The organism is Boudabousia liubingyangii, assembly GCF_001907245.1.
Taxonomy (GTDB): Bacteria; Actinomycetota; Actinomycetes; order Actinomycetales; family Actinomycetaceae; genus Boudabousia; species Boudabousia liubingyangii.
Genome location: NZ_MQSU01000002.1, coordinates 143,860 through 167,976, shown reverse-complemented (window position 1 = coordinate 167,976; position 24,117 = coordinate 143,860). Strand labels below are relative to the sequence as shown.

Genomic DNA, 24,117 nt, shown 5'->3' with positions numbered 1-24,117 from the left:
GCCGGAAGATTAACTAACCGCTAAAATTGCTCGCATGAGCCAGCATTACTTCACTTCCGTACCTGCCGCGACCGAGTCCGAACTCACCCAAAAAGAGTTCCAAATCCGCGGCCGCCAATACACGGTAAACCTAGCCGACCAGGTCTTCTCACATCAAAAACTAGACCTCGCTACCAGTGTGCTGCTGGACTTTGTCCCGACCGCCACCGGCCCGGCCCTAGATTTGGGTTGCGGTTGGGGTCCCATCACCCTGGGCCTGTGCGCGGATATTTCCCAGGCCGAGGACGCGCCCCAGGTTCGCGAACCCGGTTGCGACCCGAAAGGTGAGCTTCCTTGGGTACTCGGCGTGGACGTCAACGAACGCGCCCTAGACCTCACTAATCGGAACCTGCAACAGGCGGGCTTCTCCCAGGCTCTACCGGAAGAAAACGGGAGCCAGCCGGCGGATGGAACCTATGCGCGCCCCCTCGGTAAGGCCCTGCTGGCACCGGAGGCACTGGCACTGCTTAAGCACCATAACTGGCAGTTCCAAACGATCTGGTCCAATCCCCCGATCCGCATTGGCAAAGATGCCCTACATGAACTGCTCCTGACCTGGTTGCCGTTCCTGGCTCCGCAGGGTGCAGCCTACCTAGTCGTGGGCAATAACCTGGGGGCTGGCTCGCTAATGAAATGGCTGATTGAGCAGGGCTACCCCACTGAGAAGGTTAAATCAAAGAAGGGCTTTGCCATCCTGCGTGTCCAAAAGCCGCCGCAGTAGTTCCTCGGGGCTGAGGCGTTTACCTTCCGGAAGCGGGTCCAACCAGGTGATCCGCGGGTCGCGTTTGAACCACTTTATCTGTCGCTTAGCCAACTGTAGGGTGGCTAGGTTGACCTCTTCGATGGCCTCTTCAACGCTTAAGCGACCGGCAATTACCGCCATGGCTTGAGGGTAGCCGGTAGCGCGAGAGGCAGTTTTGGCTTCCGCTAGCCCCACTTTTAGTAGGGCTTCGGTTTCTTCCAGCAGCCCGTCCGCGAACATTCCTCGGGTTCGTTTATCGATAAAGGGCGCCACCAGTTGTGGGTCGGGGCGTAAACCGATCTGCCAACAGGGTTCGTGATAGGTGTAGTCCGGCAGGTTGGCGCTAAAGGGCTGTCCGGTAATGGTGATTACTTCTAGCGCCCGGATAACCCGCCGAAGGTTATTGGCTTCAATGGTTTGTGCGGCTTTCGGGTCCTGCTGTGAGAGCCGCTCATAGAGCGCAGCCGCACCTAGTTCTTCTGCCTCTTGTTCTAGCGCCGCGCGAACTGCCGGGTCGGTGCCGGGGAAGTCGATCTGGTCTAGGGCAGCCCGTAGGTAAAGCCCAGAGCCACCCACGAAAATGGGGCGGCGTCCTCGGGCCTGAATCTCTTTCGCGTCTTGGCGGGCGTATTTTTGGTAGCTGGCCACGGAGGCTTCCTGAGTAACCTCTAGGACGTCAAGCTGGTGGTGTGGAATCCCGCGCCGTTCTTCGGGGCGCAGTTTTGCGGTGCCAATATCCATGCCTCGGTAGAGCTGCATGGCGTCGGCATTAATGATTTCAGCTTCTTCCAGGTGCTCTGCCACAGCCAGTGAAAGGTCACTTTTCCCGCTGGCCGTTGGTCCCACAATCGCAATCATCACGCCCCTAGTTTAGCCTAGCGTCCCCCGAAACCTGAGACTAGGCCCTGGGTGGATCCGTAAGCGGGTATAACATGGAAGGCATGTCAGACGCTTCCCTTCCCTCACAGAGTGATTCGGTGGAGTTTTCCAGAATCTCAATCCCCGCTATCGCACAGGTTTTGCATGCGGATAATATCCCCTACCTGGTGGAAAGTGAATCAGCTCTGATGGCGGTTTCGTTCCCGGCATTTTTAGAGTTCCAGATTGATCGGGTGGGGAATCTGACGGTCACGGGCCGCTGGTACCGTACGCTGGCCGGCAAGTATGGGGTCAAAGCCCGTGAGGCTTGCGCCCAGTTTAATCGGACGCATGCGGGCCCGGGAGCCTTGACGACCATGCTTGATAATGGCCAAGTGCAGGTGATTGCACGGCAACTGGTTTGGACCCATCCGGCAGTTTCGGCTTCCCAGCTTCGCGCAATACTCCACGATGCGATTAATCAGTTCAAGGATTTAAGCACCTTCCTTGATGACCAGTTTGTCGATCCCTGGAAGGAGGGACAGGCATGAGTCAAGAGGTCACCACCGCCCGGATTGAGGCCCTGCTTTTGGATCAGGGGTACCGGGTTTCGCACGAGGACGCGCAGACCCTGATTGGGACCTGGAACCACGTTCAGGTACTCTTCCATACCAGCGATGATTGGCTTTCTGTCTACACCCTGTGGGATGCCACAGAGATGCCTGCTTTGGCTTTGGCGAGTCCGCATGACTGTCAAGCGGCACTCTTATTTATGTGCGAGCAGTTCAACCGTCAGCAGCCAGCACCCCGCGCCTACCCGCTGGTGGCCGACGGCGTGGTAGTTAAAGCTGATGTGGTCTTTTCGATTCGCCGCGGGATGAGCGATGAGCAGTTGCGTCCGGCTTTAAGTTTTGCCTTGACTGCTTGCGTTGATGCGCCGGCTCGTTTAGCGCAGTGCCTACCGCCCATTATCTGAGTACCAGCTAACCTCTAGTAATCCCGGCGGCACAGGGAACGACTACGACGTAGCCCTAACGGGAAGGGCTCCCCTAGTCGCTTGAGTCGTCGAATACCAAAGACGCGGAAGATTAGGATCAGGCTTGCCCCCAGAACGAAGATGAGTGCCTGCATGGAAAGGGCAAAGCGGTAATCCGCATAGGTGTATTCCGCTCCCCCAGCATGGGAATCTAGAGCATAACCGACCAGCTGAATGGTAATCACAGCGGCGATAAAACCGCCCATATTAGCAAAGGCTGATCCAGTCCCTAGCAGTTCGGGGCGGGTGGAAGTCCGGACGAAGTCGAAGCCCACATTCGCGGCCGGTGCGGAAGCGCCCAGCACGATTGCTAGGATGTAAATGAAGACCGGTGAGGGCGGCGTCGACTGTAGCAGTACCGCTGCCCAAGCCACGAAGGTTAGCGCAATACAGGTGAAGATGAAATAGGTTCGGCGCAGGGGCCAACGAGCCACGATTGAACCGATAAAAATACCGGCCGGGATACCGGCGATGGTGGTCAGTACTAGGGCGAAAGAGGTGCCGGCATCATCCATGCCCATTCCCTGTTTCATGAACAGTGATCCCCACATGAGGGTGAAGACCGCCAGCGGGAAGAACATGGTGAAGTGCGTAAATAGTCCCATCCAAGAGAACGGGTTGGACATTACCTCTTTTAGATCGGCACCTAGGGTGGAGGTTTTAACGTAGGGGCGACGCTTACGGGTTGGTTCATCCCAGAGAGTCAGGAAGGTTAGAACTGCCCCTAGCACGCCAATACCACCTAGGGTGCTAAAAGCCGTATGCCAGTTGCTAAGTCGGAACAGGGCTAGGAATGGTACCGCAGAGATGATCTGCCCCATCTGACCACCCACGCAGGTAATCTGGGTCATGACCGGGACCTTCCGGGGCGGGAACCAGGAAGCCACCAAACGAAGAACGGAAACGAAAGCGGTAGCGTCGCCGGCCCCAACAAAAACGCGAGCTGTGTAGGCCCAGCCCACTGTCGGGGCGAAGGCCAGCATGAACTGTCCGGTCGCTAGGATCATGGCGCCTACCGCCAGCACCCATCGCGGGCCAAAACGGTCGATGGCAATCCCGACGGGTAACTGTGAAAGCCCGTAAACACCAAGCTGGATGGTAGAGAAGATCGCCAGCTGGGAGGCGGTGATTTCGAACCGTTGCATGGCTTCGGCACCGACCACCCCAAGGGAGGTACGACCGGTGGTCGCGATAATATAAATCGACAGGCCAATGGCGTAGAAGATGAAGGCCTTCCGTGCCAGGGTCTTATCGTTTTCTAGCTTGGCTTCAGCCATTTTGGTTCCTAGGATCGTGGGGATAGTAGTTTAAGACCGGCAGTGATACCAGGTTGCGTTCAGTACCAAAAGCTACTTACTCAGGTTTTTAGCTACCTCGGACTTTAAGGGTGGGTAATCCCAGCCCAACGGCGTTCGATTGTGCTTCCCGATCTGCTTCTTGGCGGGCCTGCCAGGCGTCGCCGGCGCGGGTGGTGCGATGGGTGAACTCCCCGCTAGTTAGTGCAGAGTCGGCAACTAGGTGGTGCGGTGCCCCGTAGGTGACGCGAGCAGTGACCATATCTCCCGGGCGTACTAGTCCCTGGTAGGACTCAGGCAGCGCCACGTGGACTAGGCGATTGTCCTTTGCGCGGCCTGAAATACGGGAGGTTTGACCGTCCTTACGGCCCTCGCCAGAAGCAATCAGAACCTCGACAAGTTTGCCTTCCTGCGCCTTGTTTTCCTCAGTGGAAATCCGTTCTTGGAGTTCTACCAGTCGCTGGTAGCGCTCATGTTTAACAGCTTCGGGCACCTGGTCTTCCCGGTCAGCAGCCGGAGTGCCCGGGCGAGGTGAATAGAGGAAGGTGAAGGCCGAAGAGAAGCGAGCGCGCTCCACAACCTCGAGGGTCTGTTCGAAATCCTCATCGGTTTCACCGGGGAAACCAACAATGATGTCGGTGGTAATGGCGGCCTCGGGCAGGTATTCACGGACTTCGTCCAGAATCCCAAGGAACTTCTTTCGGCGGTAGGAACGACGCATCTGACGTAGCACCTGGTCAGAACCAGACTGCAGCGGCATGTGAAGTGAAGGCATGACGGTGGGGGTTTCTGCCATCGCATGGATCACGTCAGAGGTAAAAGCTGCCGGGTGGGGGCTGGTAAAGCGGACCCGTTCCAGTCCGGGCACCTGGCCGACCTCACGAAGTAGCTTGGCAAAGGCGCCGCGGTCACCGAAGCTGACCCCGTAAGAGTTGACGTTCTGGCCTAGTAGGGTAACTTCAATGGCTCCCTGATCTACGACGGCGGCTACCTCAGCTAGGATGTCGCCGGGGCGACGGTCGCGTTCTTTACCGCGTAGGTGCGGGACGATGCAGAAGGTGCAGGTGTTATTGCAGCCCACTGAGATGGAAACCCAGCCGGCGTAAACGCTTTCACGCTTGGTCGGCAAGGTGGAGGGGAAAGTCTTGAGGCTCTCTTCTAGTTCGACGGCGGCCTCTTCATTGTGGCGGGCACGCTCTAGTAGAACGGGCAGGACGTCAATATTGTGGGTGCCGAAGATCGCGTCAACCCAGGGGGCCTTCTCTAGGATGCGGTGTCCCATCTGCTGGGCGAAACATCCCCCCACGGCGATTTGCATGCCGGGACGTTCGCGTTTTACCTTGGCCAGTTGTCCCAGGTTTCCGTAGAGACGGGTGGCGGCATTTTCGCGCACTGAGCAGGTGTTTAGGACTACTACGTCAGCGCCCTCGTCGCCGGCTTCGGTGGCGCGAGAAGCGTATTCGGGGACCTTCGAGACGTGTACTAGTCCGGCTTCTTCAAGTAGGCCGGCCATACGTTCGGAGTCGTGAACGTTCATCTGGCACCCAAGGGTGCGAATTGTGTAAGTACGGGGAATTTCAGGCGTAATCATCGCCAACTATCATAATGGTTTTGGCGATGAGGGTAGCTGGTAGAACTTCAGTTAGGCCGGATTAGTGGCCATTTGCACCTAAGTACTGGGCTAGCAGTTCTAGGGCGGCATCTACGGAGGCTTGGCGAACACTATTGCGATCGCCTTCCGCGTTTATCTCCCGGGACTGTAGGTACCCTTCGGGAGCCGCCAGAGCAATAAAACACGTGCCGGCGGGGGTACCTTGGTCATCTGAAGGGCCGGCCACGCCACTGGTGGCAAGACCAATCTTGGTCCCGAGGACGCGGCAGATTCCGCGGGCCATCTGCTGCACGGTTTGGTGATTGTAAGGCCCGTGATCCGCTAGTAGGTATTCGTCTACGCCCAGTAGGCGGCTTTTTATTTCGGGCTGGTAGGCCACGATGGAGCCAATTAGCACATGGGAGGCGCCGGGGATTTCGGCGAATGCCGAGCATAGCGCTCCCCCAGTAAGAGATTCAGCTGTTCCCAGAGTGTAATGCCGATCTTCGAGTTGCTTGAGCAGCTTCTGGGCCAGTTCTTGACGTTGCCCCACCGAGAGGGGGCTAGTGGACTGGGCCGAGGTTTGTGGCATTAATCTGCACTCCAAAAGTGATCTGTTTCATCTGACGAATGGTTACTATCATCCGTTTGCGATGAATATTCTGCAAGTGCAGCAGCGGTTGCCCGATAGGCAACAGAAGCGTTATACCCGCGTCTAGCCAGCATGCTGGCGATACGACGGCGTCGCACCTCATTGGGAAGGCGAACCGTAGTGGCCGCTTTTTTAAGCGCTAGTTTTTCTGCCGCCTGCGCCTCTGACTCATCAGTGATCTGTTCTAGGGCTTCGGCAGATTCTGCGGCTGACAATCCCTTACGTCGCATTTCTTGGGCGATGGCACGCCGGGCCAAGCCACGCATCTGATGTTGGGTGCGGGCTAGCATCTGCGCGTAGCGGGCATCGTCCAAGAGTTTGGCGTCGGTAAGCCGAGTAACAACTTCTTCTACTGCCTCTGGGTGATACCCCCGGCCCAGAAGTTTATTGCGTATCTGGGCCGAGGGGTAGTCCCGTTGGTCTAGGAGTCGCAGCGCATACTCGCGAGCGGGGTCTAGGGCTTCTTCGGGGGAAAGCTCTTGGTTTCGCTCGATTAGTTCTTTTAAGCGCTGGGCTTTAGATTTGGATTTCCGAGGTTTAGAAGCCGGCATCTTCACTATCGCCAGCGGCAGCCTTGGCCTTCTTGGTGGCCTTACCTAGGGCAGCGGCAGCCGGGTCAGAACCGGTTCCCTCGGCGACTGCACCCTCTTCTTCCTCGGGCGGTAACAGTCCCATATTAATACGGATCTTGCGGTCGATTTCATCTGCCAGTTCGGGGTTGTCTTTAAGGAACTGGCGGACATTTTCACGGCCTTGTCCAAGCTGGTCCTCACCGTAGGTGAACCAGGAGCCGGACTTGCGAATAATGCCGGCCTCTACACCCATATCGATTAGGCCGCCTTCACGGGAGATACCCTGGCCGTATAGGATGTCGAATTCGGCCTGCTTGAAGGGCGGAGCCATCTTGTTCTTGACGATCTTGATCTTGGTTTTGTTACCGACCGGGTTTTCGCCATCCTTAAGGGTGGCGATCCGGCGCACGTCCATACGAACCGAAGCGTAGAACTTCAGGGCTTTACCACCGGTGGTGGTTTCTGGGGAGCCAAAGAAGACGCCGATCTTTTCACGTAACTGGTTAATGAAGATGGCGGTGGTGCCGGTAGCAGAGAGCGCACCGGTGATCTTACGCAGGGCCTGCGACATGAGGCGGGCCTGCAAGCCAACGTGAGAGTCGCCCATTTCGCCGTCGATTTCAGCCTTGGGAACTAGCGCCGCCACGGAGTCAACAACAACTAGGTCGACACCGCCAGAGCGGATTAGTAGGTCGGCGATTTCTAGGGCCTGTTCACCGGTATCGGGCTGAGAGACTAGGAGGTTGTCGGTGTCGACACCCAGCTTCTTTGCGTATTCGGGATCTAGGGCGTGCTCGGCGTCAATGAAGGCGGCATTACCACCCATTTTCTGGATGGAGGCGACGGCGTGCAGGGCCACGGTGGTTTTACCGGAGGATTCAGGGCCGTAGATTTCTACGATGCGGCCACGGGGCAGGCCACCAATGCCTAGCGCGGCGTCGATGGCTAGTGATCCGGTGGGGATGACGGGGACGGCTTGGCGAACTTCGTCGCCCAAGCGCATAATGGCGCCCTTCCCGAAGGTTTTGTCGATATGTGCGATAGCCGCGGATAGGGCTTTGGTACGGTCAGCTTGCGGCTGTGGTTTCTTAGGTGCCATTTGGCTCTCCTTCAGGTTGGGTCGGCTCTCCGCCGGTGGATAGAGTCTGGTCTGTTCCTGGGTGTTGCCTCTCCGGCATCCCATAATGAAATACTGCTTGACCAAGGGCAGTAAGCCTTCCGATTTTTTCTATTTTGGGGATAGAAAAACTTGGGGAAAGTTTCATCAACACAACCTTAGCTTTCGAACGCCCGTTCGAAATGCGACACGCGGGCAGTCCGAAGACTTGCCCGCGTGCGGAAGATCACTTTTAAGTTTTATGGTCCCTTATCGGGTCGCTACCGTCCGACGAACTAGTTCATCGGGAACAGTATCGGGAATAACTACTCCCTCAGCTAGCGCAATCCGTTCGGATACTTCGCGCATAACCAGCCAGAGCGGAACTTCCAAGGCTTCACAGATGGAAGCTAGTAGTTCTGAGGATGCTTCCTTCTGACCGCGTTCAACCTCTGATAGGTAACCGAGGGAGACACGCGCACGAGCGGAAACCTCACGAAGGGTTCGACCTTGGCTCTGACGCAGGGAACGAAGAACTTCACCGATTTCACGACGTAGCAACGGTACTACCCCAGTGGGTTCGGGGACTTTCTTGGCGACCACCGGAGCTACCTTGCGGTATACCGGGTTATATTCACGAACAGATTTAACCGCCATGCCCGCTTTACGGGTTCCATATTTGACGCTGTCCATAATGAATCACCTTTTCTTCACTAAGTCCCGGATAACAAAAACCCGGGTTTATAACATTTTCGCATACCTTGCGAAAAATCGCCACTGATGAGGCTCCCCAGCAGAGGCAACCAGACTGCTACTTTGCGGTGATATAGTCCCAACCGGAACGTAGTGCCAGGTAGGTTGCCACCAAAAGTAACAGCCAGCAGAAATATGCCATGACAGTACTAACAAAACTTCCGGCGAAAGTATTCCAAGGGATCAAACTCAAACCGATGAAACCCATCTGAGCGACGGTCTTAATCTTGCCCCCGGAAGAAGCGGGAACCACGCGCCCTCGGCGAACCAAAATCATCCGCCAAATAGAAATCCCCAACTCACGGATAATAATCAAAACCACGCAAATTAAGGAAATCACAACCAGAGCGGACGGGAGCAGCTCCCAAGAAGACCAAACCACCAGCACCATGGCGGGCAGAACTAGGGCTTTATCAGCAATCGGGTCGGCAATCTTACCGAAGTTAGTGATGATGTTGTAGCCACGGGCAATATCGCCATCGAGCTTATCGGTAATCGAAGCAAGGAAGAAGACGAGGAAAGACCACCACATCCCAGTCTGCGACTGCGAGGGGAACTTAATCATTAGCACGATCAAAATCGGCACCATGATAAGGCGCAGAATGGTCAGCATATTCGGCAATGCTGAAAGGAAGGGGCCCGGCTTCGAATTCTTAGTATTCATCACCAACCAGATTACTCCTTAAATCGTATTTTCGTCGCCTAAAACTTCACCCCTACCCCAGCGGAAGACGCACAGGATAGGGGCGGAAGCCTTGATGGAGGGAAAAGCCAAGTCCCGCCGGGGTTAGAAGTCGTCTCCCCGACCGGTTTCAGACCAGGCATCGTCTTCCGAGGCGGCTTCGACCACCTCTAGATGACTGTCATTAGCACCCGGAGCTTCACCGTGGCTGGCACCTAGGTCTGCCTGCGCCTCTGCGATAAGTTCCGTGGCACTGGTTGCTTGGGTCTCCCCCTTCAGCATGGCTAGCACAGCTGGCAGCTCGGAGGGCTCTACTAGGACTTCGCGCGGCTTGGATCCGACGGAGGGACCCACGATATCGCGGGACTCTAGTAGGTCCATGAGGCGGCCGGCGCGGGCAAAGCCGACGCGCAGTTTACGCTGCAGCATGGAGGTTGAACCCAGCTGGGAAGAAATGACATTCTCGGCAGCCAGTAGTAGATCGTCTAGGTCGTCACCGATGTCCTCGGCAACCTTCTGCGCCTTGGGGGCCTCAGTGACCTCTGGACGGTAATCCGGCTTAGCTTGGGCGCGAATGAACTCAGCGATCTGGTGGATTTCTGATTCGTTTACCCAGGCACCTTGGACACGTTCAGCCTTGCCGGAGCCCTGCGGGAGGAAGAGGGCGTCACCTTGACCGATTAGCTTTTCGGCACCGGGCTGGTCCAAGATGACTCGAGAGTCCGCTAGGGACGAGGTGGCGAAGGCCAGACGGGTGGGCACGTTCGACTTGATCAGGCCGGTTACCACGTCCACCGAGGGACGCTGGGTTGCCAAAACCAGGTGGATGCCGGCGGCACGTGCCAGCTGGGTAATGCGCTGGATGGAGGCTTCTACGTCACGCGGGGCCACCATCATCAGGTCGGCAAGTTCGTCCACGACCACCAGCAGATAGGGGTACGGGACTAGCTTGCGCTTCGAATCCGGCGGCACCTTAACCTTACCTTCGCGGACGGCTTGGTTGAAGTCATCGACGTGTTTGAAGTTGAAGAAGGCCAGATCATCGTAGCGGTGATCCATTTCCTTAACGACCCATTCGAGGGCTTCGGCGGCCTTCTTAGCGTCGGTGATGATCGGGGTGATCAGGTGTGGGATGCCTTCATAGATGGTCAGTTCCACGCGCTTGGGGTCCACGAGGATCATGCGCACCTGTTCGGGCGTGGCTCGCATCATGATCGAGGTGATCATGGAGTTCACGAAAGAGGACTTACCAGAACCGGTGGCACCGGCAACCAGCATGTGAGGGGTCTTCGCTAGGTTGGCAACCACGTAGCCGCCCTCAACGTCCTTACCCACGCCAACGGTCAACGGGTGTTTATTAGCCTGGGCTTTAGCACTGCGCAGGACGTCACCTAGCGCAACGGTTTCACGGTCCGCATTGGGGATTTCCACACCGATAGCGGACTTACCGGGAATCGGTGAAAGGATACGAACGTCGGCACTGGCTACCGCGTAGGCAATGTTCTTTGAAAGCGCGGTAATGCGCTCTACCTTTACGCCGGGCCCTAGGGTCAGTTCGTAACGGGTGACCGTCGGACCGCGAGAGAAACCAGAGACGGTCGCATCAATATTGAACTCGCTGAGGACGTTCTGCAGGGCGGTAACTACCTGGTCGTTTACCGCAGAGCGGGTCTTATGCGGGGCCCCACGCATGAGGAAGTCATAGCTGGGAAGCTGGTAATCGCTCGGGGCCGGGGTTAGTTGGAAGTCCCCATCAGATTCGACGTCTTCCCGCGCTTCATCCGGGGCGGCCGGTTCGGCTTCGGGGATCGCGGCCGGTTCTGCCGGAGCCTGCTGGTTCAGCAGCGTGGTGGCGTCCTCCGGCAGCGGAGTGGTGTGCAGGTACTGGGTTTCGCTGACGTCCACGGGAATCGGCGCCGGCACCTCAGACTGGCTGACCGGCGGCATCGGTTCAGGCGTGAAGGCAGCGGCGGGCTTTGCCCCACGGGCTTTACGTCCCCGCTTGGGCTCAGGTGCGGCGGCAGCTTCGTCTTCTTCCTGCGCTTCCCAGTATTCTTCTTCCCAGCTGTGCTGTTTTTCGTATTCGGTCACCGTTGGGGACACGAAGGGTTCATCCCCTGCGCGTGAGTCTAGGTCGACGTGGCCGCCGTTTTCTGCCTCGTATTCCTCAGTGTTCCCGCCAAAGCGTGAGACCAGGGAGTCCTTAAAGTTCCGCAAGATCTGGGGGACGGAAGAAATCGGGGTATCAGTGGCCACTAGGATCGAGTAAATGGCGAACAGGATGAGTACCGGGATCGCACCCCAGGGTGAAAGCAGTTCGTTAATGGGCTGAGCAAAGAACCAGCCAATAATGCCGCCGGCAGCTTCGACCTGGGCAAAGTCGTAGATGCTGGGAGCACCGTAGGAAATATGGGTAATGCCAGTCAGGGCAACCGCGATGCCAATGGCACCAATCAGCCAGTGAGCTAGGGCCTGCGGACGGCTGGAACGCCGATACATGGCGATGACAATGCCGATCCCCACAGCAGGCAATAGCACTGAGTAGAGACCCAGTAGACCAGCAGAAAAATGGTGAATGACCGCGCCGGCGCTGCCCGAGATATGGAACCATTCACGGAGGGCAATAACCGCCGAGAGCGCCACAATGACCAAGGCGATCCCATCCCGACGTAGGGCTGGGTTCATCTTGGGACGTTCAGTGTTTACTGCCGTCGTTTTTGTCTTTCGCGCATTGGTAGGAGCTTTTTTCGCTCCCCGAGGTCGCGGACTTGGATTGCCTTTATTCGCACGTGTAGCCATAGTAAGGACACGTTATCGCGTTCCCTTAAATTGCCTTAGCTGCCGCGCCGAAAAAGCTGTTTTTGGGAGCTATTACTTAGCCTTCGTAGGTTTCAATATGGTCCGACACGTGGACGCCTTCCTGAGCCATGAACTCATCTAGTTCCAAAGCTCGCGGGCACAGGGCCGTACCAAATTTCGAAACCGCGAAGGAAGAGGCAATATTGGCCCGCAAGACCGCCTCGAGCAGGTCCCGCCCCTGAAGTAGCGAGGCAATCAAAACGCCCGTGTGCGTATCGCCCACGCCAGTGGTGTCCACACGGGGACGCTCAAAGGAACGCACGGCAATGGGTTGCGAATGGGCATCTTGCTGGACTACCGATCCGCGACGACCACGACGCCAAACCAAGATGGCGGATTCTGGTACTAGCGAGCGCGCCGCTTCTAGCGGATCACCTAGGTTTAAGCGCCTGGCAAGGACCGTCGCCTGACGTAGGTTCATGGTGAGGACGTCACAGCGAGGCAGGATCTTCTCTAGGATCGGCATGGGGATATCTTGAATCGCCCCACCTAGGGAAGCAACGAATTTGGTCTCTTCGGGAAGCTCAGTTGCCCAGGTCGAAAGGACCTCCCCCGCCGGGCCCCCGGCTAGGTCTTGTCCGGCCACATAAACCCAGTCTTCGGGATGGACATCGACACGGCGCAGATCAGAAAGCTGGGGGTCGTATTCCACCCCGGGGGAACGAACCGTGGTCATCAAGCCATCGGATTGGATCAGGGAGATGGACATGCCGGTATCCCCCACCATGTCTTCAACGGCTAACTCAATCCCCTCTTCCATCAGTGCTGCCCGGACCGCGTGAGAATTGGTGCCGGTACCCAGTGGGGATGCGAGGGACACCGGAACCCCCTGACGGGCGGCCGCAGAAGCCACCACGAAGCCATCCCCCACGAGGGCGAAAGACGAGGAAGCCGTGACCGAGGTGCCTTCGGCGGGCAGGTGCGGTACCTGCATGGGTAGCGTAAGGGAAACTGCCGCAGTTGAAATCAGACGTGGGTGTTCAAGGGATTTTTGGTCGCTAAGTTCCTGCATGGCTTTCCTTAGTTATTTTCCTGTGGCTTCACGAAGGGGAAAGAGAGTGTTTGTCTAATATTGGTACCGGTCAGGAACATTACCAGACGATCCATGCCAATACCTAGGCCACCGGTGCCAGGCAGCCCCAGTTCTAGCGTGCGAAGGAAGTCTTCGTCTAGGCTCATGGCTTCCGGGTCTCCCGCTGCTGCTGCCAACGACTGTCGGGTGAGGCGTTCTCTTTGGATCCGCGGGTCAGTCAGTTCGGTGTACGCAGTTCCCAGTTCCATTCCGAAAGCAACTAGGTCCCAGCGTTCAGCTAGCCGTGGATCCTTCCGAGATTGGCGAGTCAGCGGCGAGGTTTCCACCGGGAAATCAGTGTAGAAGGTCGGCAACTCCGTTTTGGCTTCCACCAGTTCGTCATACAGGACCCCGATTAGCTCCCCGGTGTTTATCGTGGCCGGTAGGGCTAAACCGTGGGCTTGACAGTGGGCTTTTAGCTCTTCGATAGGAGTATCGAGGGTGATCTGACTACCGACCGCTTGGCTGATCGCGTCCAAAACCGTAATTACCGGCCAGGGGGCAGAAAGGTCCACGAAACCGGCTTCCTCGCCAAGTTCCTGCCTGGCGAAGAGTAGTAGCTGATGTTGATCTGCGGGGGCCTCCAACTTGGGAAGGTGGGCGGGCACCTGGGGGCGCAGGCAGGCCGGTTGCCCGTAAAGGGCAGTGGCGGCAGCCTTAATTAGGGCTTCCGTGAGACGCTGCATGTCATGGTAGTCCGCGCCTGCCCGGTAGGCTTCAAGGGAGGTGAACTCCGGGTTATGGGTGGCGTCGGCACCCTCGTTACGGAAAGAACGCCCCATTTCGAAGATCCGGTCTAGGCCGGCCACGGCAAGCCGTTTCAGGTAAAGCTCTGGGGCGATGCGCAGGAACACGTCCGAGTCGTAGGCGTTTAGGTGGGTTACGAAAGGACGAGCGTTAGCTCCGCCTTGAACCGCCTGCAACACCGGGGTCTCAACCTCTAGGTAACCATCCTTGGTCAAGTATTCACGGACCGAACGGAACACGGTTCCGCGTGCCCGCAGCAGGTCAAGGGCGCCGGGGTCCACCAGTAGGTGCAGGGCCCGCTGCCGTACTCGGGTTTGCGGATCAAGTACCGTACCGGGGACCGGTAGGGGGCGTAGCGCCTTAGCTCGCAGTTTCCAGGTAGTTAGCTGCAGTGAAGGCTCGCCTCGCTTGGTCCGCCCCGGCTGCCCCGTGACCTGCAGTTGATCACCACGATCCAAAGTTTTCAGATCTATAAAGTCACGGCCCGAAAGTACACGTCGATCTGCCACAAGCTGCAGTCGGGTACGTCCCTGATAGAGGTCAAGGAAGATCACTCCACCATGGTTACGGATGGCGCTAATGCGACCCGCGGTGGTCAAGGTTTCGGTTGTGAACATTCCCGGGGCGGATTTTTCCGCCTCTGCGCGAACCGAAGCCAAGGGGTCGCCGGCGGGAATACCTGGTGGGTAGGCTTCGCGTCCTCGGGCTTCTAAATCGGCAGCCTTCTGGCGGCGAACCTGTTCCTGCTGGGTAAGCTTAACTGGCGGTAGGACCTGTAGTTCTTGGGCTTTCTGGGCGCGAATCGCCTGCAGATAGTCCTCATCAGTAGCCCAGGTGCGCGGGGCGGGCTCCCCTACCCCAATATTCGGGACGAAGCCTTCCAAGCGACCAGAAGCCAACATCACCGGCACGGCCTGCGAGCCATGACGAATCCCTAGGAAACGGGAGAACCAGACCGGGTAATACCGGGCATTAGATTCGTAAAGGGATTCCAACTGCCAAAAGCGGGAGCCCAAACGCATGATCACTAGCACCAGGCGCTTAAAGAAGCCCGCGTCGACCGCTTGGCCGCTAACGAAAGCCTGGCGGAACATGGCGAAGTTCATGGAGATGCGTTCGATTCCCACATCGCGCCCCTCCATAATCAGGGCCACCACCATGGCTTCCACGACGCCGTTTACCGATGCCGGGTTGCGACGCATCAGGTTTAGTGAGAGGCCGCGTGGTCCCCAGGGCACGAAGGTGAGCAGCCCGTGAATCTGCTTATCGTCACGCGCTAGGACAATCATGGTGTCTTCGTCCTCGGCGTCGAGGATGCGATCCAGGCTCATGGTGAAGCCGCGTTCGCTGCCTTCACGGTAGGTGTTTGCGGCCCAGACTAGCTCTTCACGTTCAGCTTCCGGGATTTCCCGCAGGCGGCGAACCGTGATTTCTACGCCGTGATTTTTAGCGCGCCTAACCGCGGCCTTGAGGTCTTTAAAGCGGGGATCAAGGAGGGAGAAGTCTTTAGTTTCGATGATGGCTTCGTCGCCCATCTTGTGGATCTGGAAGCCAAACTCTTTAAAGGTTCGGGCGCCCTGTTCAGAAAGGGATAGTGCGCCGGCGACCCAGCCGTTTTCATCGCAGGTCCTGAGCCAGGCGGCTACGGCATCGGGCCAGTATTGGGGGTTACCTAGGGGATCTGAGGCGGCGATCGCGGTTCCGGAACTGGTGGCATAGCTGACGGCAGCTTGCCCGTTCGGGGCAAAGACTACTGCCCGATCACTACGGGTCGCGTAGTAGCCAAGGGAGTCTGCCGGGTTATTCACCAGCAGTTGGCGGACCTTAAGGTCTTCTTCTCTGCTGGATCCCTGAGCCCGGTTACCGCGCAGGAAGATCACTAGTGCGATGGTAGCTACCAAGGTGGAAAACAGGGAAATAATGACCCCGAGCCCCTGGGGGCCGTCATAGAAGACGTCCGAAATGGTGCTGTAGTAGAGGAAATCCTGACCGATAATCCGCGCCAGAATCCAACGCAGGGCCCTGGGCGTATTCATTCCTTCTGGGTGCAGAAGTTGCACCCCGGCATATCCCACCCCGAAGGTAACCGCGATGCCGAATAGGAACCACAGGACTGCCGTCATGAAGGTATGCCGATAGGTCTTTGCGGCAAAAGCCTCACGGGAGCGAATGGTGACCGTCAGCAGGAATAGACAGCTAACTAAGCCTAGGACATCGAAAGTGAGGCTAAAGGGGTCTCGGTCCGTGGTGATCATAATGGCCAGGTCGGTTAGACCGGTGATGGACCAGTGAATCCACAGTAGCCAGAGCACTATGCGTTTACGCCTAAAAGAGGCTGCCGCCAATACCGTCAAGATCAACACGGTAAAGAGCGAGTACCCGATGGGTACGCCAAACTGGAGGGCGATGTTTAGGACGGTGTAGACCTGCTCGCTAAACATTCGCGGGAAGGCGAATCCCACCAAGGAAATAATGGCGCTGACGTAGAGGAAATGTCCGACGAAGGCTGGCACCCTGCTGGAGGGATAGTAATCCCCTACTGCCCGCCTATATGAACCCTTATGCCCAAGAAACCCCATGGGGAGGAACCTATACTTCGGTCACCACAGGTACGATCATCGGGCGACGGCGTAGGCGCTTAGCTACCCAGCGGCCAATGGTTCGGCGCATGGCCTGCTGAAGCTGGTGAGCCGGGACGTTTCCGGGCTTGGCAGCCTCGGCCAAAGTCTGGGCTAGTTCTTCTTGGATTTCTTCGAAGACCGCCTCATCTTCAGCCACGCCACGAACCGTGATGGTCGGTCCGGCCAGCACCATGCCGGTGGACTTTTCAACGACCGCGTGGACCGCGACGAAACCTTCGGCACCTAGGACTAGGCGGTCCTTGAGTTCATCGTCTGAGAGTTCACCAATGGAGCGTCCGTCCACGTAAACGTAATCGCAGGGTACCTGTCCGGCAACGGTGGCCTGTCCATCGACTAGGTCAACCACTACACCGTCCTCAGCTAGGACTACGTGACTGGGGTTGATGCCGGTGGAAACAGCTAGGCGACCATTGGCCACTAGGTGGCGGATTTCGCCGTGGATGGGCATGACGTTGGCGGGCTGCACGATGTTGTAGCAGTACAGCAGTTCGCCGGCGGAAGCGTGACCAGAGACGTGCACGCGCGCGGTTTGCTGGTGAACCACATTCGCACCCAGACGCATGAGTCCGTTGATGACACGGAAGACGGAGTTTTCGTTTCCTGGAATCAGGGAGGAAGCGAAGATGACGGTATCGCCGGGGTCGACCTCGACGAAACGGTGCGTGCCGGCGGCAATCCGGGCTAGGGCAGCCATGGGTTCACCTTGGGAGCCGGTGGCCATGAAGACGCGGCGGTCTAGCGGCAGGTCCATGACTTCCTTGGTGTCAACCAGGATGTCTTCGGGAATGTCAAGGAAGCCCAGTTCCGCAGCAATACGCATATTGCGTTCCATGGAGCGGCCAATCAGGCAGACCTTGCGCCCGTGACGGGCGGCGGCGTTAATGACCTGCTGGACACGGTGGACGTGGGAGGCGAAGGAAGCCACGATTACCTGACCGTTGGCATTGCCAATGACCTGGTCTAGAACGGGGCCGATCTCGCGTTCGTGGGCAGTGAAGCCGGGGACTTCGGCGTTGGTAGAGTCCACCATAAACAGGTCCACGCCCTCTTCGCCTAGGCGCCCGAAGGCCCGGAGGTCGGTAATGCGACCATCAAGGGGTAGTTGGTCCATCTTAAAGTCACCGGTGACTAGGACGTTACCGGCGTCGGTGCGGATCATGACGGCTAGCGCGTCGGGGATGGAGTGGTTTACTGCAACGAACTCTAGGTCGAAGGGTTCGATGGTGATCTCTTCACCTTCAGCGACGACGTGCAGTTCCGGGTTTTCAATGTGGTGCTCACGCAGTTTAGGCTCAACAAAAGCTAGGGTCAGTTCGGAACCGTAGACGGGGATGTCGGGGCGTAGACGCAATAGGTACGGAACGGCACCGATGTGGTCTTCGTGGCCGTGGGTGAGGACCAGGGCGACCACGTCATCGAGGCGGTTTACGATGGCCGAGAAGTCTGGCAGGATGAGGTCCACGCCGGGCTGGTTTTCTTCGGGGAATAGCACGCCACAGTCGACGATTAGTAGTTTTCCGTCGATCTCGAAGACGTTCATATTTCGCCCTACTTCCCCTAGGCCACCTAGGGGGGTAATTCGTAGGGTTCCGGGTTTTAGCGCGGCTGGTTCAGGCAGGTTTTCATACAAAGGCTTCACATGCCTATTGTGCCCTATTTTTGGGTCCGAGGGCGCGCCTGTTCGCTGTCTGTGCCTATTTGGTTTTACTTAGAGCCGGGTTGCCCAGAGGTTTTCTGGGTCTTTTTTCGCGGCTAGCTGCAGGGCACGCTGTGGTCCGGTGGGCCCAAAGCCGGCCGAGTTGAAGAAACGGGTTTTCGCTTCGTCGATTCGGGGTAGCCAGATTTGGATTTCTTCGTGCACGCCCTGGGCGTGATCGACTAGGGCTTGTAGTAGACGTGAGCCGTGTCCTTGGCGGCGGTGTCCGTCGAGGACGCTGAAGGCAGAGATTTCGGCTTTGCTGGCTTCTTCCGTGGGTAGCAGGGCGGCGAAGCCCACGACTTTGCCTGCTTCGGTGGCTACTAGGACTAGTTCGCCGTCCTCTTGGGTGATGGCTTGTTCCCAGGATTGGGCGAGGGCGTTCAGGTCTAGTGAGGGCTCCAGTTGCGGCAGCAAATCTGGGTTCACGGCGGCGACCCGGGCTTTGATTTCGTCGGCGACGAGTTGCGCGCAGACTTGGGAGTCTTCGGGTCGGGCGGCGCGGACGGAGTTATCGGCTTGGGGCTGATCGTTGCTGGTCACTGAGGGCCTCCTAGGTTTGGCTTAGTTTTCGTGTAGGAAGTAGCTGATTTGTTGCCAGGCGCGCTGGCTTTCCGGTAGTCGGGTGAAGGCCGCGGGCCAGACGTGAATCACTTCTGGGTAGACCTGGAGTCGGGCTTTAACCCCGGCGTCCTGTAGTCCCCGAATGACCTTCACAGAATCTGAGTAGAGCAGTTCGGTCTGCCCTACTAGGGCCAGGGTGGGCGGCAGGTCGTGAAGCTGCGCGTAGGCCGGTGAGAGGTATGGATCGTAGGGGTCAGCGTCACCGACATAGTATTTGGCGATCGGTTCTGGGTCGGGTACGCCGGGTACGGACTGGAACAGCGGGTCACGGTATTTATTGGCCTGGTAGCTAGTGCCCTTTGCGGGCAGGTCGGTCCAGGGTGAGAGCAGCACTAGGGCTCGGGCACAGTTGGGGACTCCCTGGTCGCGCAGTTTTAGGGCCAGCGCTAGGGCTAGTCCCCCACCGGCTGAGTCTCCCGCAAGGATGATCTGGTCCGGCGCGTATCCCTGGGTGAGTAGCCAGTCGTAGGCGTCTAGGGCATCCTCGAGCGCGGCCGGGTAGGGATGTTCCGGAGCGGTCCGATAGTCCAGGGAGAAGACCGCAGCGGCACCGTTTTTGGTTTCCGCGGCCTGCGCATACTGGTAGGCAGCCTTAGCGTACATGTGGCTGAACGGGCTGATATAGGAACCCCCGTGTAGTTGGAGGACGACCCGATGGGGTCCGGTGGCATCGGTGGGATAGAGGTAGAAGCCGCGTGATTGCGGTAGTTTGACCTCGGTGACCGCGAAGTAGCCGCGTTGCGGGAAACTGCGTAGCTGGTAGGGTTCGGGTTTCGCGGTGGGATTGTAGGTACCGAAGCGGACCTGTAGTCGTTTACGTCCGGCCATGAACATTTTGACGGCCATGTGCAGGATCCGGGCACTGCGCGAGGGCGGGTTTAGCACTGCCGGTTGGGGCAGGTGGAACTCAGGCTGGCTGGGTTTTTCGGGACCTTTTTGAGCCATGTTTCGCTTCCTTTAGTTGGCCGTTTTAGCTGGCCGTCAATGTTTGGGGTTTTCCGTTGGCAAATAGGTTTGGCGTGACTAGTTTGTGGCGGGTGAGGTAGTGCGGTTGGTTTGGACGGTGACGTTAAAGCGCGGCCCTTCATAGAGACGGGCGGCAATATTCTTTACGTCGTCCACGTCCACGTGGGCTACTGCTTCTAGCTGTTCACTGAGCGGGGTCAGGTTGCCGGTGCTGATTTCGCTGCGGCCTAGGCGGTACATGCGCGCGAAGTTGTCTTCCATACCTAGGGCCATGGTGCCGCGCGTATGGCCGAGGATGCGCTGCAGTTCAGCTTCCGTGGGGCCGTTTTCGGCTAGTTCGGCCCACACCTGGTCCATGACCTTTTCGATTTCTTCCGTATTATGCGGCTTGCAGCCGGCATACATGCCGAAGGCACCGGCTTCGGTGTAGGCGTGGTTGAAGGCGAAGGTGGTGTAGGCTAGGCCGCGCTTTTCGCGGATTTCTTGGAAGAGTCGGGAGGTCATGCCCGATCCTAGGATTGAGACCATCACGTTCATGGCCCAGCGGTCGGGATCACCTAGGGGCAGTGAACGGGTACCGACGGCTACCTGGGCCTGTTCGATGTCTTTGGAGCGTACTAGGCGGGCGGCCTGGGCGGCGGGAATGGCGTCGGGGCTGCGTCGGGCCTTGGGGGTTAGGTCCCCGCTGGTGGCCCAGCCGCCTCGTTCTAGGCCGGCGGTAACTAGGGCGCACAGGGTGGCGTGGTCGACGTCGCCGGCGGCGGTGATGACTAGGTTTTCAGAGCGGTAGGTGCGCTGGTAGTGTTCCCAGATGCCATCGCGGGTGATAGCTTTTACGGTTTCGGGTGTGCCGCCCACGGGACGTGCTAGTGCGGTGCCCGCGTAGGCGACTGAAGAGTAGGCTTCGAAGAGGACGTCCATGGGGTCGTCTTCGGCGGCGGCTAGTTCTTCTAGAATCACGCCGCGTTCTAGGGCCATTTGTTCGGGGTCAATGACGGAGCTGGTGACCATATCTAGCAGGGTTTCTACCGCCATTGGTAGGTCGCTAGAGAGGACGCGCGCGTAGTAGTTAGTGTAGTCCTTTGAGGTGGAGGCGTTGGACATGCCGCCCACTTCTTCGAAGGCGTTGGCTAGCTGTAGGGCGGTGCGGGTTTTGGTGCCCTTGAACAGAAGGTGTTCTAGGTAGTGGGTGGCCCCGTAGTGGCCTTCGGTTTCGTCGCGTGAGCCGACGGGAAGCCAGCAGGCTATGGCCACAGAGCGGGTGGCGGGGACTTGCTGGGTGATGATGCGGGTGCCGCCGGGTAGGACGGAGCGTTCTATGAGGGAGCCATCTTCTTCAAAAGTGATATGTGATTTCGGGTCTGTCCCGGGTAGGCAGGGCAGGTCGATGGTTTTTTCCTCAAAATGACTCATGCGCAATAGTTTAGCGTTTTTCTGGGCTGGTGCGGCTGCGGGTGCCAATGGCTATTAACACAAGCTGGGCGCTTAGGATGCTTCCGGTAATGACGAGGGCGCTGGGCAGGTGGGCACGGAAAGTCGGGTTTAGGGCCGCTAGGGTTAGGTTTAGGGTGGCTAGCCCGAGGGTAAGGCCGAGGAGGTCCGCGGCCAGTTGTGGCTTGAGTTCGGTCCACCATAGGCGTCGGGGCCGCCAGCCTAGGAATTTGAGGGTGCGTAGTTCGGGGGCTTGGGCGGCGGAGGTTAGTCGACTGGTCTGGAATAGCAGTACTAGCGCCATGAGTGCCACGATGATGATGGTGAGGATTTGTGCGCTTTGGAGGCCCAGCTGGAGGCGTTCACCGCTGAGGGCCTGTTTGAGGGTTTGTTGGAAGTCTTGTTGTTGATACCAAGCTGTTTGGAGGGTAGCAGCCGCCCAGGCAACCGCTAGGCCTTGGGTGAGGTAGCGAAGTTTGGGGTGTACTTTTTGGGGTGGTATGGCTTGGTCACCGGCCCATAGGTGGTAGCCGATGGTGGTGAAGGTAGCTACGAGGAGGGTGACTAGCAGGTAGGTGCCGGGCAGTGGCAGACTTTGGGTTAGGTATTGGCGGAGGTTTGAACTTTGGGGGTTTTCTAGGTGCGCGTAGCTTAGGAGGATGGGGTTAAGCAGTAGGTAGGTAAGGATTCCTAGGAGGGCGGCGATCAGCGCGTAGGTGCTGGTGGCGCCTAGTTCGGTACGTAGGATTCTGGTACTGCGCCAGCCGATTCGGGCCCTTGCTTGCATTTGGGGACTTTGTAGTTTTAGGAGGCTGAGGATTGCCAGCACTAGGGTGATTTCCAGCAGTACCCAAAATAGCAGGCTCAGGGTTTGGTGGTATTGCTGATTGGCCGTGATTAAGGTGGGGATGATTGCGGGGGCAATCCAGTATTCGAAGACTGCTTGGGGTTGGGTGGAGTCGGCCGGGTTTTGGGCTTGAGTGGAGTCGGCCGGGTTTTGGTGGGCGTCTAGGGTTTTGATTTCTTTTGCCACATAGTCTGAGTCTTTAAGAATGTCAACGTGTAGTTTTGGGTCGCTGAGGATCGTGGCGATGGTGGCTTTTAGTGCTTGGGGCTGGCGGTCTTTTAGTTTGATGCGGATGGAGTTGTAGGGGGCTTGCTGGCGCTTCGTGCTTTGAGTTTGGTTTTGGTACCACGTGTTTAGGTAGTCTAGGGAGGTGACTGCGGGTGTGGGCGCTAGGGTGATTCCAGTGGCGCGGAAGGATGGAGGTAGGACTTTTCGGCCCGCTGCCCCTCGGGTACTGGTGAAGTAGTTTTGGTTTTGGTAGGGGTTGTAGGTGGCTGCTATGGTGATTAGTTTTTCTTTTGGTAGTTTCGTGCGGTCAACGATCCGGTAGACGGGGGCGGCTGACGGGGCGGTTCCCGGCGGCTGAGGCAGGGCTTGGACCGTGATCGCTGTTCCCTTGGGTGCCTGATAATTAGCGGGGCTGACGGTTTTTATCACTGATAGAGGCCAGTAGCTATGCAGGGGTTCTTCTGAAACTACGGGGTTTAAAGTTCTGGGGTTAGAAAGATCTGGCTCCGTAGTGCCTAGCTGGTTGATTAGTTCTGTCCAGCTGGCACTCAGACTGGTATTTATCGGTAGGTTTTTTACGGCCAAGAGGGTGGCGTATTTGTCAATATTTTCGGGGTTTTCACTAAGTTCTTGGGTGAATTGCTGAGCCTGCGGGTTGGGCAGTTGGGCTAGGTTGAGGTGAAAGGCCGGAAGTGGGTTTTCTGGGACAGAGAGGCTCTGGGGAAGAATTACTGGGAGGTATTCACTGGCGGGTATTTCAGCTTTTGCTGCCGGTGGGATTTGGGATTGCCACTGTTGTACAGGTGGCATTTGTAGGGTTGACTGGGTTTGGGTTGGGAGCGTTTTGGGGGTGGCAGTGAGGGCATTTTCTGCTGCTAGGTCTAATCCCACTAGGGGTAGTTCAAGGTGTACGGTGTTGGGCCAGCGAAACTGACAGTGACTATCGGTTAGGCAGTTGTAGGCTAGGATTAGTGATTTTTGATCCGGTGCGATGGGAAACTCTAGGTCCCCTTGGGGCTGACTTTCTAGGTAGCCCATGGTTTCGGGGTCATTTTTGAGGGGCTGGCGCGTGAAGTACAGGTAGGTATACCTGTGGGACTCCGAGGCGTCGGTTTTGCCGGAATCGGCGTTTGGGCTTCCGGTGTTTGAGGTGGCCGTCTGGGGGCCAGTATTTTCAGGTGCGTTCTGGGGGTTGTGGGTGAAGTCTGCTTCGCTAAGTTTTAGGGCTTCCCCGACGTAGCGAAATAGTGATGGCTGGGATCCGCCGGCTAGATCTTGGGGTGGGATTTGATACTTCAGTTTGAGGGGGACGGGCAGGATTCCTAGGGCTGCTGCAGGGGCAGCCGTTTTCACGTTCGGGATTTCTTTTATTGCCTGCAATTGTTGGGGGGTGATTCCGCCGCGGGCGTCGTAGAGATAGTCGGGCCGGACTAGGTTCAGGGTGTTTTCTACTTCGGTGAGGTTTGTTTTGGGTCGGACCAGTAGGTCTAGGTTTTGTTCACTTTGGGCGTTTAGAGCTTTGGTAATTTTGAGTTCGACCTGCGCATTTTGGGTTAATAGGTTTAGCAGCAGAGCGGAGCCTAGGGCGAAAGCTAGAGTAAAAACCAGCAGATATCTAAAACCGTGGCGAAAAGCAACTTGCATTGACCTCATAGTTAATTATATCATACAGGTGTGACACATCTCAAC

19 protein-coding genes are annotated in these 24,117 nt (G+C 57.5%); 3 read left to right on the top strand and 16 right to left on the bottom strand.

Going from position 1 to position 24,117, the window contains the following annotated elements; translation table 11 throughout:
- Positions 1-34 precede the first annotated feature (34 nt).
- Positions 35-760, top strand: coding sequence for a class I SAM-dependent methyltransferase (locus BSR28_RS03230; protein WP_073713337.1), 726 nt, complete (start codon positions 35-37; stop codon positions 758-760).
- Here the strand turns inward: BSR28_RS03230 and miaA are convergent.
- A complete protein-coding gene (gene miaA, locus BSR28_RS03225; protein ID WP_073713336.1) occupies positions 713-1,639 on the bottom strand; it encodes a tRNA (adenosine(37)-N6)-dimethylallyltransferase MiaA in 927 nt (308 codons plus the stop codon). The genes BSR28_RS03230 and miaA overlap by 48 nt on opposite strands.
- A gap of 83 nt (positions 1,640-1,722) precedes the next feature.
- On the opposite strand from miaA, the gene BSR28_RS03220 reads away from it, so the two are divergent.
- Together BSR28_RS03220 and BSR28_RS03215 are read left to right on the top strand one after the other, a co-directional pair.
- On the top strand, positions 1,723-2,190 hold the full coding sequence (locus tag BSR28_RS03220; protein ID WP_073713335.1) for a hypothetical protein: 468 nt from the start codon (positions 1,723-1,725) through the stop codon (positions 2,188-2,190).
- Positions 2,187-2,615 (top strand): YbjN domain-containing protein, encoded by a 429-nt coding sequence (locus BSR28_RS03215; protein ID WP_073708932.1) that lies wholly within the window; start codon positions 2,187-2,189, stop codon positions 2,613-2,615. Before BSR28_RS03220 ends, BSR28_RS03215 begins: the two co-directional genes overlap by 4 nt.
- 14 nt (positions 2,616-2,629) lie before the next feature.
- Here the strand turns inward: BSR28_RS03215 and BSR28_RS03210 are convergent, their stop codons facing one another.
- The 15 genes from BSR28_RS03210 to BSR28_RS03140 all read right to left on the bottom strand — a co-directional run bounded on the left by BSR28_RS03210 (position 2,630) and on the right by BSR28_RS03140 (position 24,072).
- On the bottom strand, positions 2,630-3,952 hold the full coding sequence (locus BSR28_RS03210; RefSeq protein ID WP_073708931.1) for an MFS transporter: 1,323 nt from the start codon (positions 3,950-3,952) through the stop codon (positions 2,630-2,632).
- 88 nt (positions 3,953-4,040) lie between these two features.
- Complete coding sequence (gene miaB / locus BSR28_RS03205; protein WP_073713334.1) at positions 4,041-5,561, bottom strand: tRNA (N6-isopentenyl adenosine(37)-C2)-methylthiotransferase MiaB; 1,521 nt, start codon at positions 5,559-5,561, stop codon at positions 4,041-4,043.
- 61 nt (positions 5,562-5,622) lie between these two features.
- Positions 5,623-6,153 carry a CinA family protein gene (locus tag BSR28_RS03200; RefSeq protein ID WP_073708929.1) on the bottom strand — a complete coding sequence of 177 codons (531 nt, stop codon included), beginning with the start codon at positions 6,151-6,153 and terminating at the stop codon, positions 5,623-5,625.
- The gene (locus tag BSR28_RS03195) at positions 6,153-6,764 is read right to left on the bottom strand and encodes a regulatory protein RecX (protein ID WP_083562993.1); all 612 of its coding nucleotides are present in this window, start codon (positions 6,762-6,764) and stop codon (positions 6,153-6,155) included. Before BSR28_RS03195 ends, BSR28_RS03200 begins: the two co-directional genes overlap by 1 nt.
- Complete coding sequence (gene recA / locus BSR28_RS03190; RefSeq protein ID WP_073708927.1) at positions 6,751-7,884, bottom strand: recombinase RecA; 1,134 nt, start codon at positions 7,882-7,884, stop codon at positions 6,751-6,753. Before recA ends, BSR28_RS03195 begins: the two co-directional genes overlap by 14 nt.
- A 267-nt stretch (positions 7,885-8,151) precedes the next feature.
- The gene (locus BSR28_RS03185; protein WP_073709162.1) at positions 8,152-8,484 is read right to left on the bottom strand and encodes a helix-turn-helix domain-containing protein; all 333 of its coding nucleotides are present in this window, start codon (positions 8,482-8,484) and stop codon (positions 8,152-8,154) included.
- 208 nt (positions 8,485-8,692) lie between these two features.
- The gene (gene pgsA / locus BSR28_RS03180; RefSeq protein WP_073708926.1) at positions 8,693-9,298 is read right to left on the bottom strand and encodes a CDP-diacylglycerol--glycerol-3-phosphate 3-phosphatidyltransferase; all 606 of its coding nucleotides are present in this window, start codon (positions 9,296-9,298) and stop codon (positions 8,693-8,695) included.
- Positions 9,299-9,421: 123 nt separating this feature from the next.
- Positions 9,422-12,001: an FtsK/SpoIIIE family DNA translocase gene (locus BSR28_RS03175; RefSeq protein ID WP_073713333.1), complete on the bottom strand. Its 2,580-nt coding sequence runs from the start codon at positions 11,999-12,001 to the stop codon at positions 9,422-9,424.
- A 190-nt stretch (positions 12,002-12,191) separates the two neighbouring features.
- Positions 12,192-13,187: a PfkB family carbohydrate kinase gene (locus BSR28_RS03170; protein ID WP_073708924.1), complete on the bottom strand. Its 996-nt coding sequence runs from the start codon at positions 13,185-13,187 to the stop codon at positions 12,192-12,194.
- Positions 13,188-13,195: 8 nt separating this feature from the next.
- Positions 13,196-16,507, bottom strand: a complete 3,312-nt coding sequence (gene lysX, locus BSR28_RS03165) for a bifunctional lysylphosphatidylglycerol synthetase/lysine--tRNA ligase LysX (protein WP_073713332.1) — start codon at positions 16,505-16,507, stop codon at positions 13,196-13,198.
- A 76-nt stretch (positions 16,508-16,583) separates the two neighbouring features.
- On the bottom strand, positions 16,584-18,275 hold the full coding sequence (locus BSR28_RS03160) for a ribonuclease J (protein ID WP_073708922.1): 1,692 nt from the start codon (positions 18,273-18,275) through the stop codon (positions 16,584-16,586).
- 69 nt (positions 18,276-18,344) lie between these two features.
- Positions 18,345-18,875, bottom strand: a complete 531-nt coding sequence (locus BSR28_RS03155) for a GNAT family N-acetyltransferase (protein WP_073708921.1) — start codon at positions 18,873-18,875, stop codon at positions 18,345-18,347.
- Between the two features lie 21 nt (positions 18,876-18,896).
- Positions 18,897-19,901: an alpha/beta hydrolase fold domain-containing protein gene (locus tag BSR28_RS03150; protein WP_073713331.1), complete on the bottom strand. Its 1,005-nt coding sequence runs from the start codon at positions 19,899-19,901 to the stop codon at positions 18,897-18,899.
- Positions 19,902-19,979: 78 nt separating this feature from the next.
- Positions 19,980-21,335: a M16 family metallopeptidase gene (locus BSR28_RS03145; protein WP_083563051.1), complete on the bottom strand. Its 1,356-nt coding sequence runs from the start codon at positions 21,333-21,335 to the stop codon at positions 19,980-19,982.
- A 10-nt stretch (positions 21,336-21,345) separates the two neighbouring features.
- On the bottom strand, positions 21,346-24,072 hold the full coding sequence (locus BSR28_RS03140; RefSeq protein ID WP_073708919.1) for a hypothetical protein: 2,727 nt from the start codon (positions 24,070-24,072) through the stop codon (positions 21,346-21,348).
- Positions 24,073-24,117: the final 45 nt, after the last annotated feature.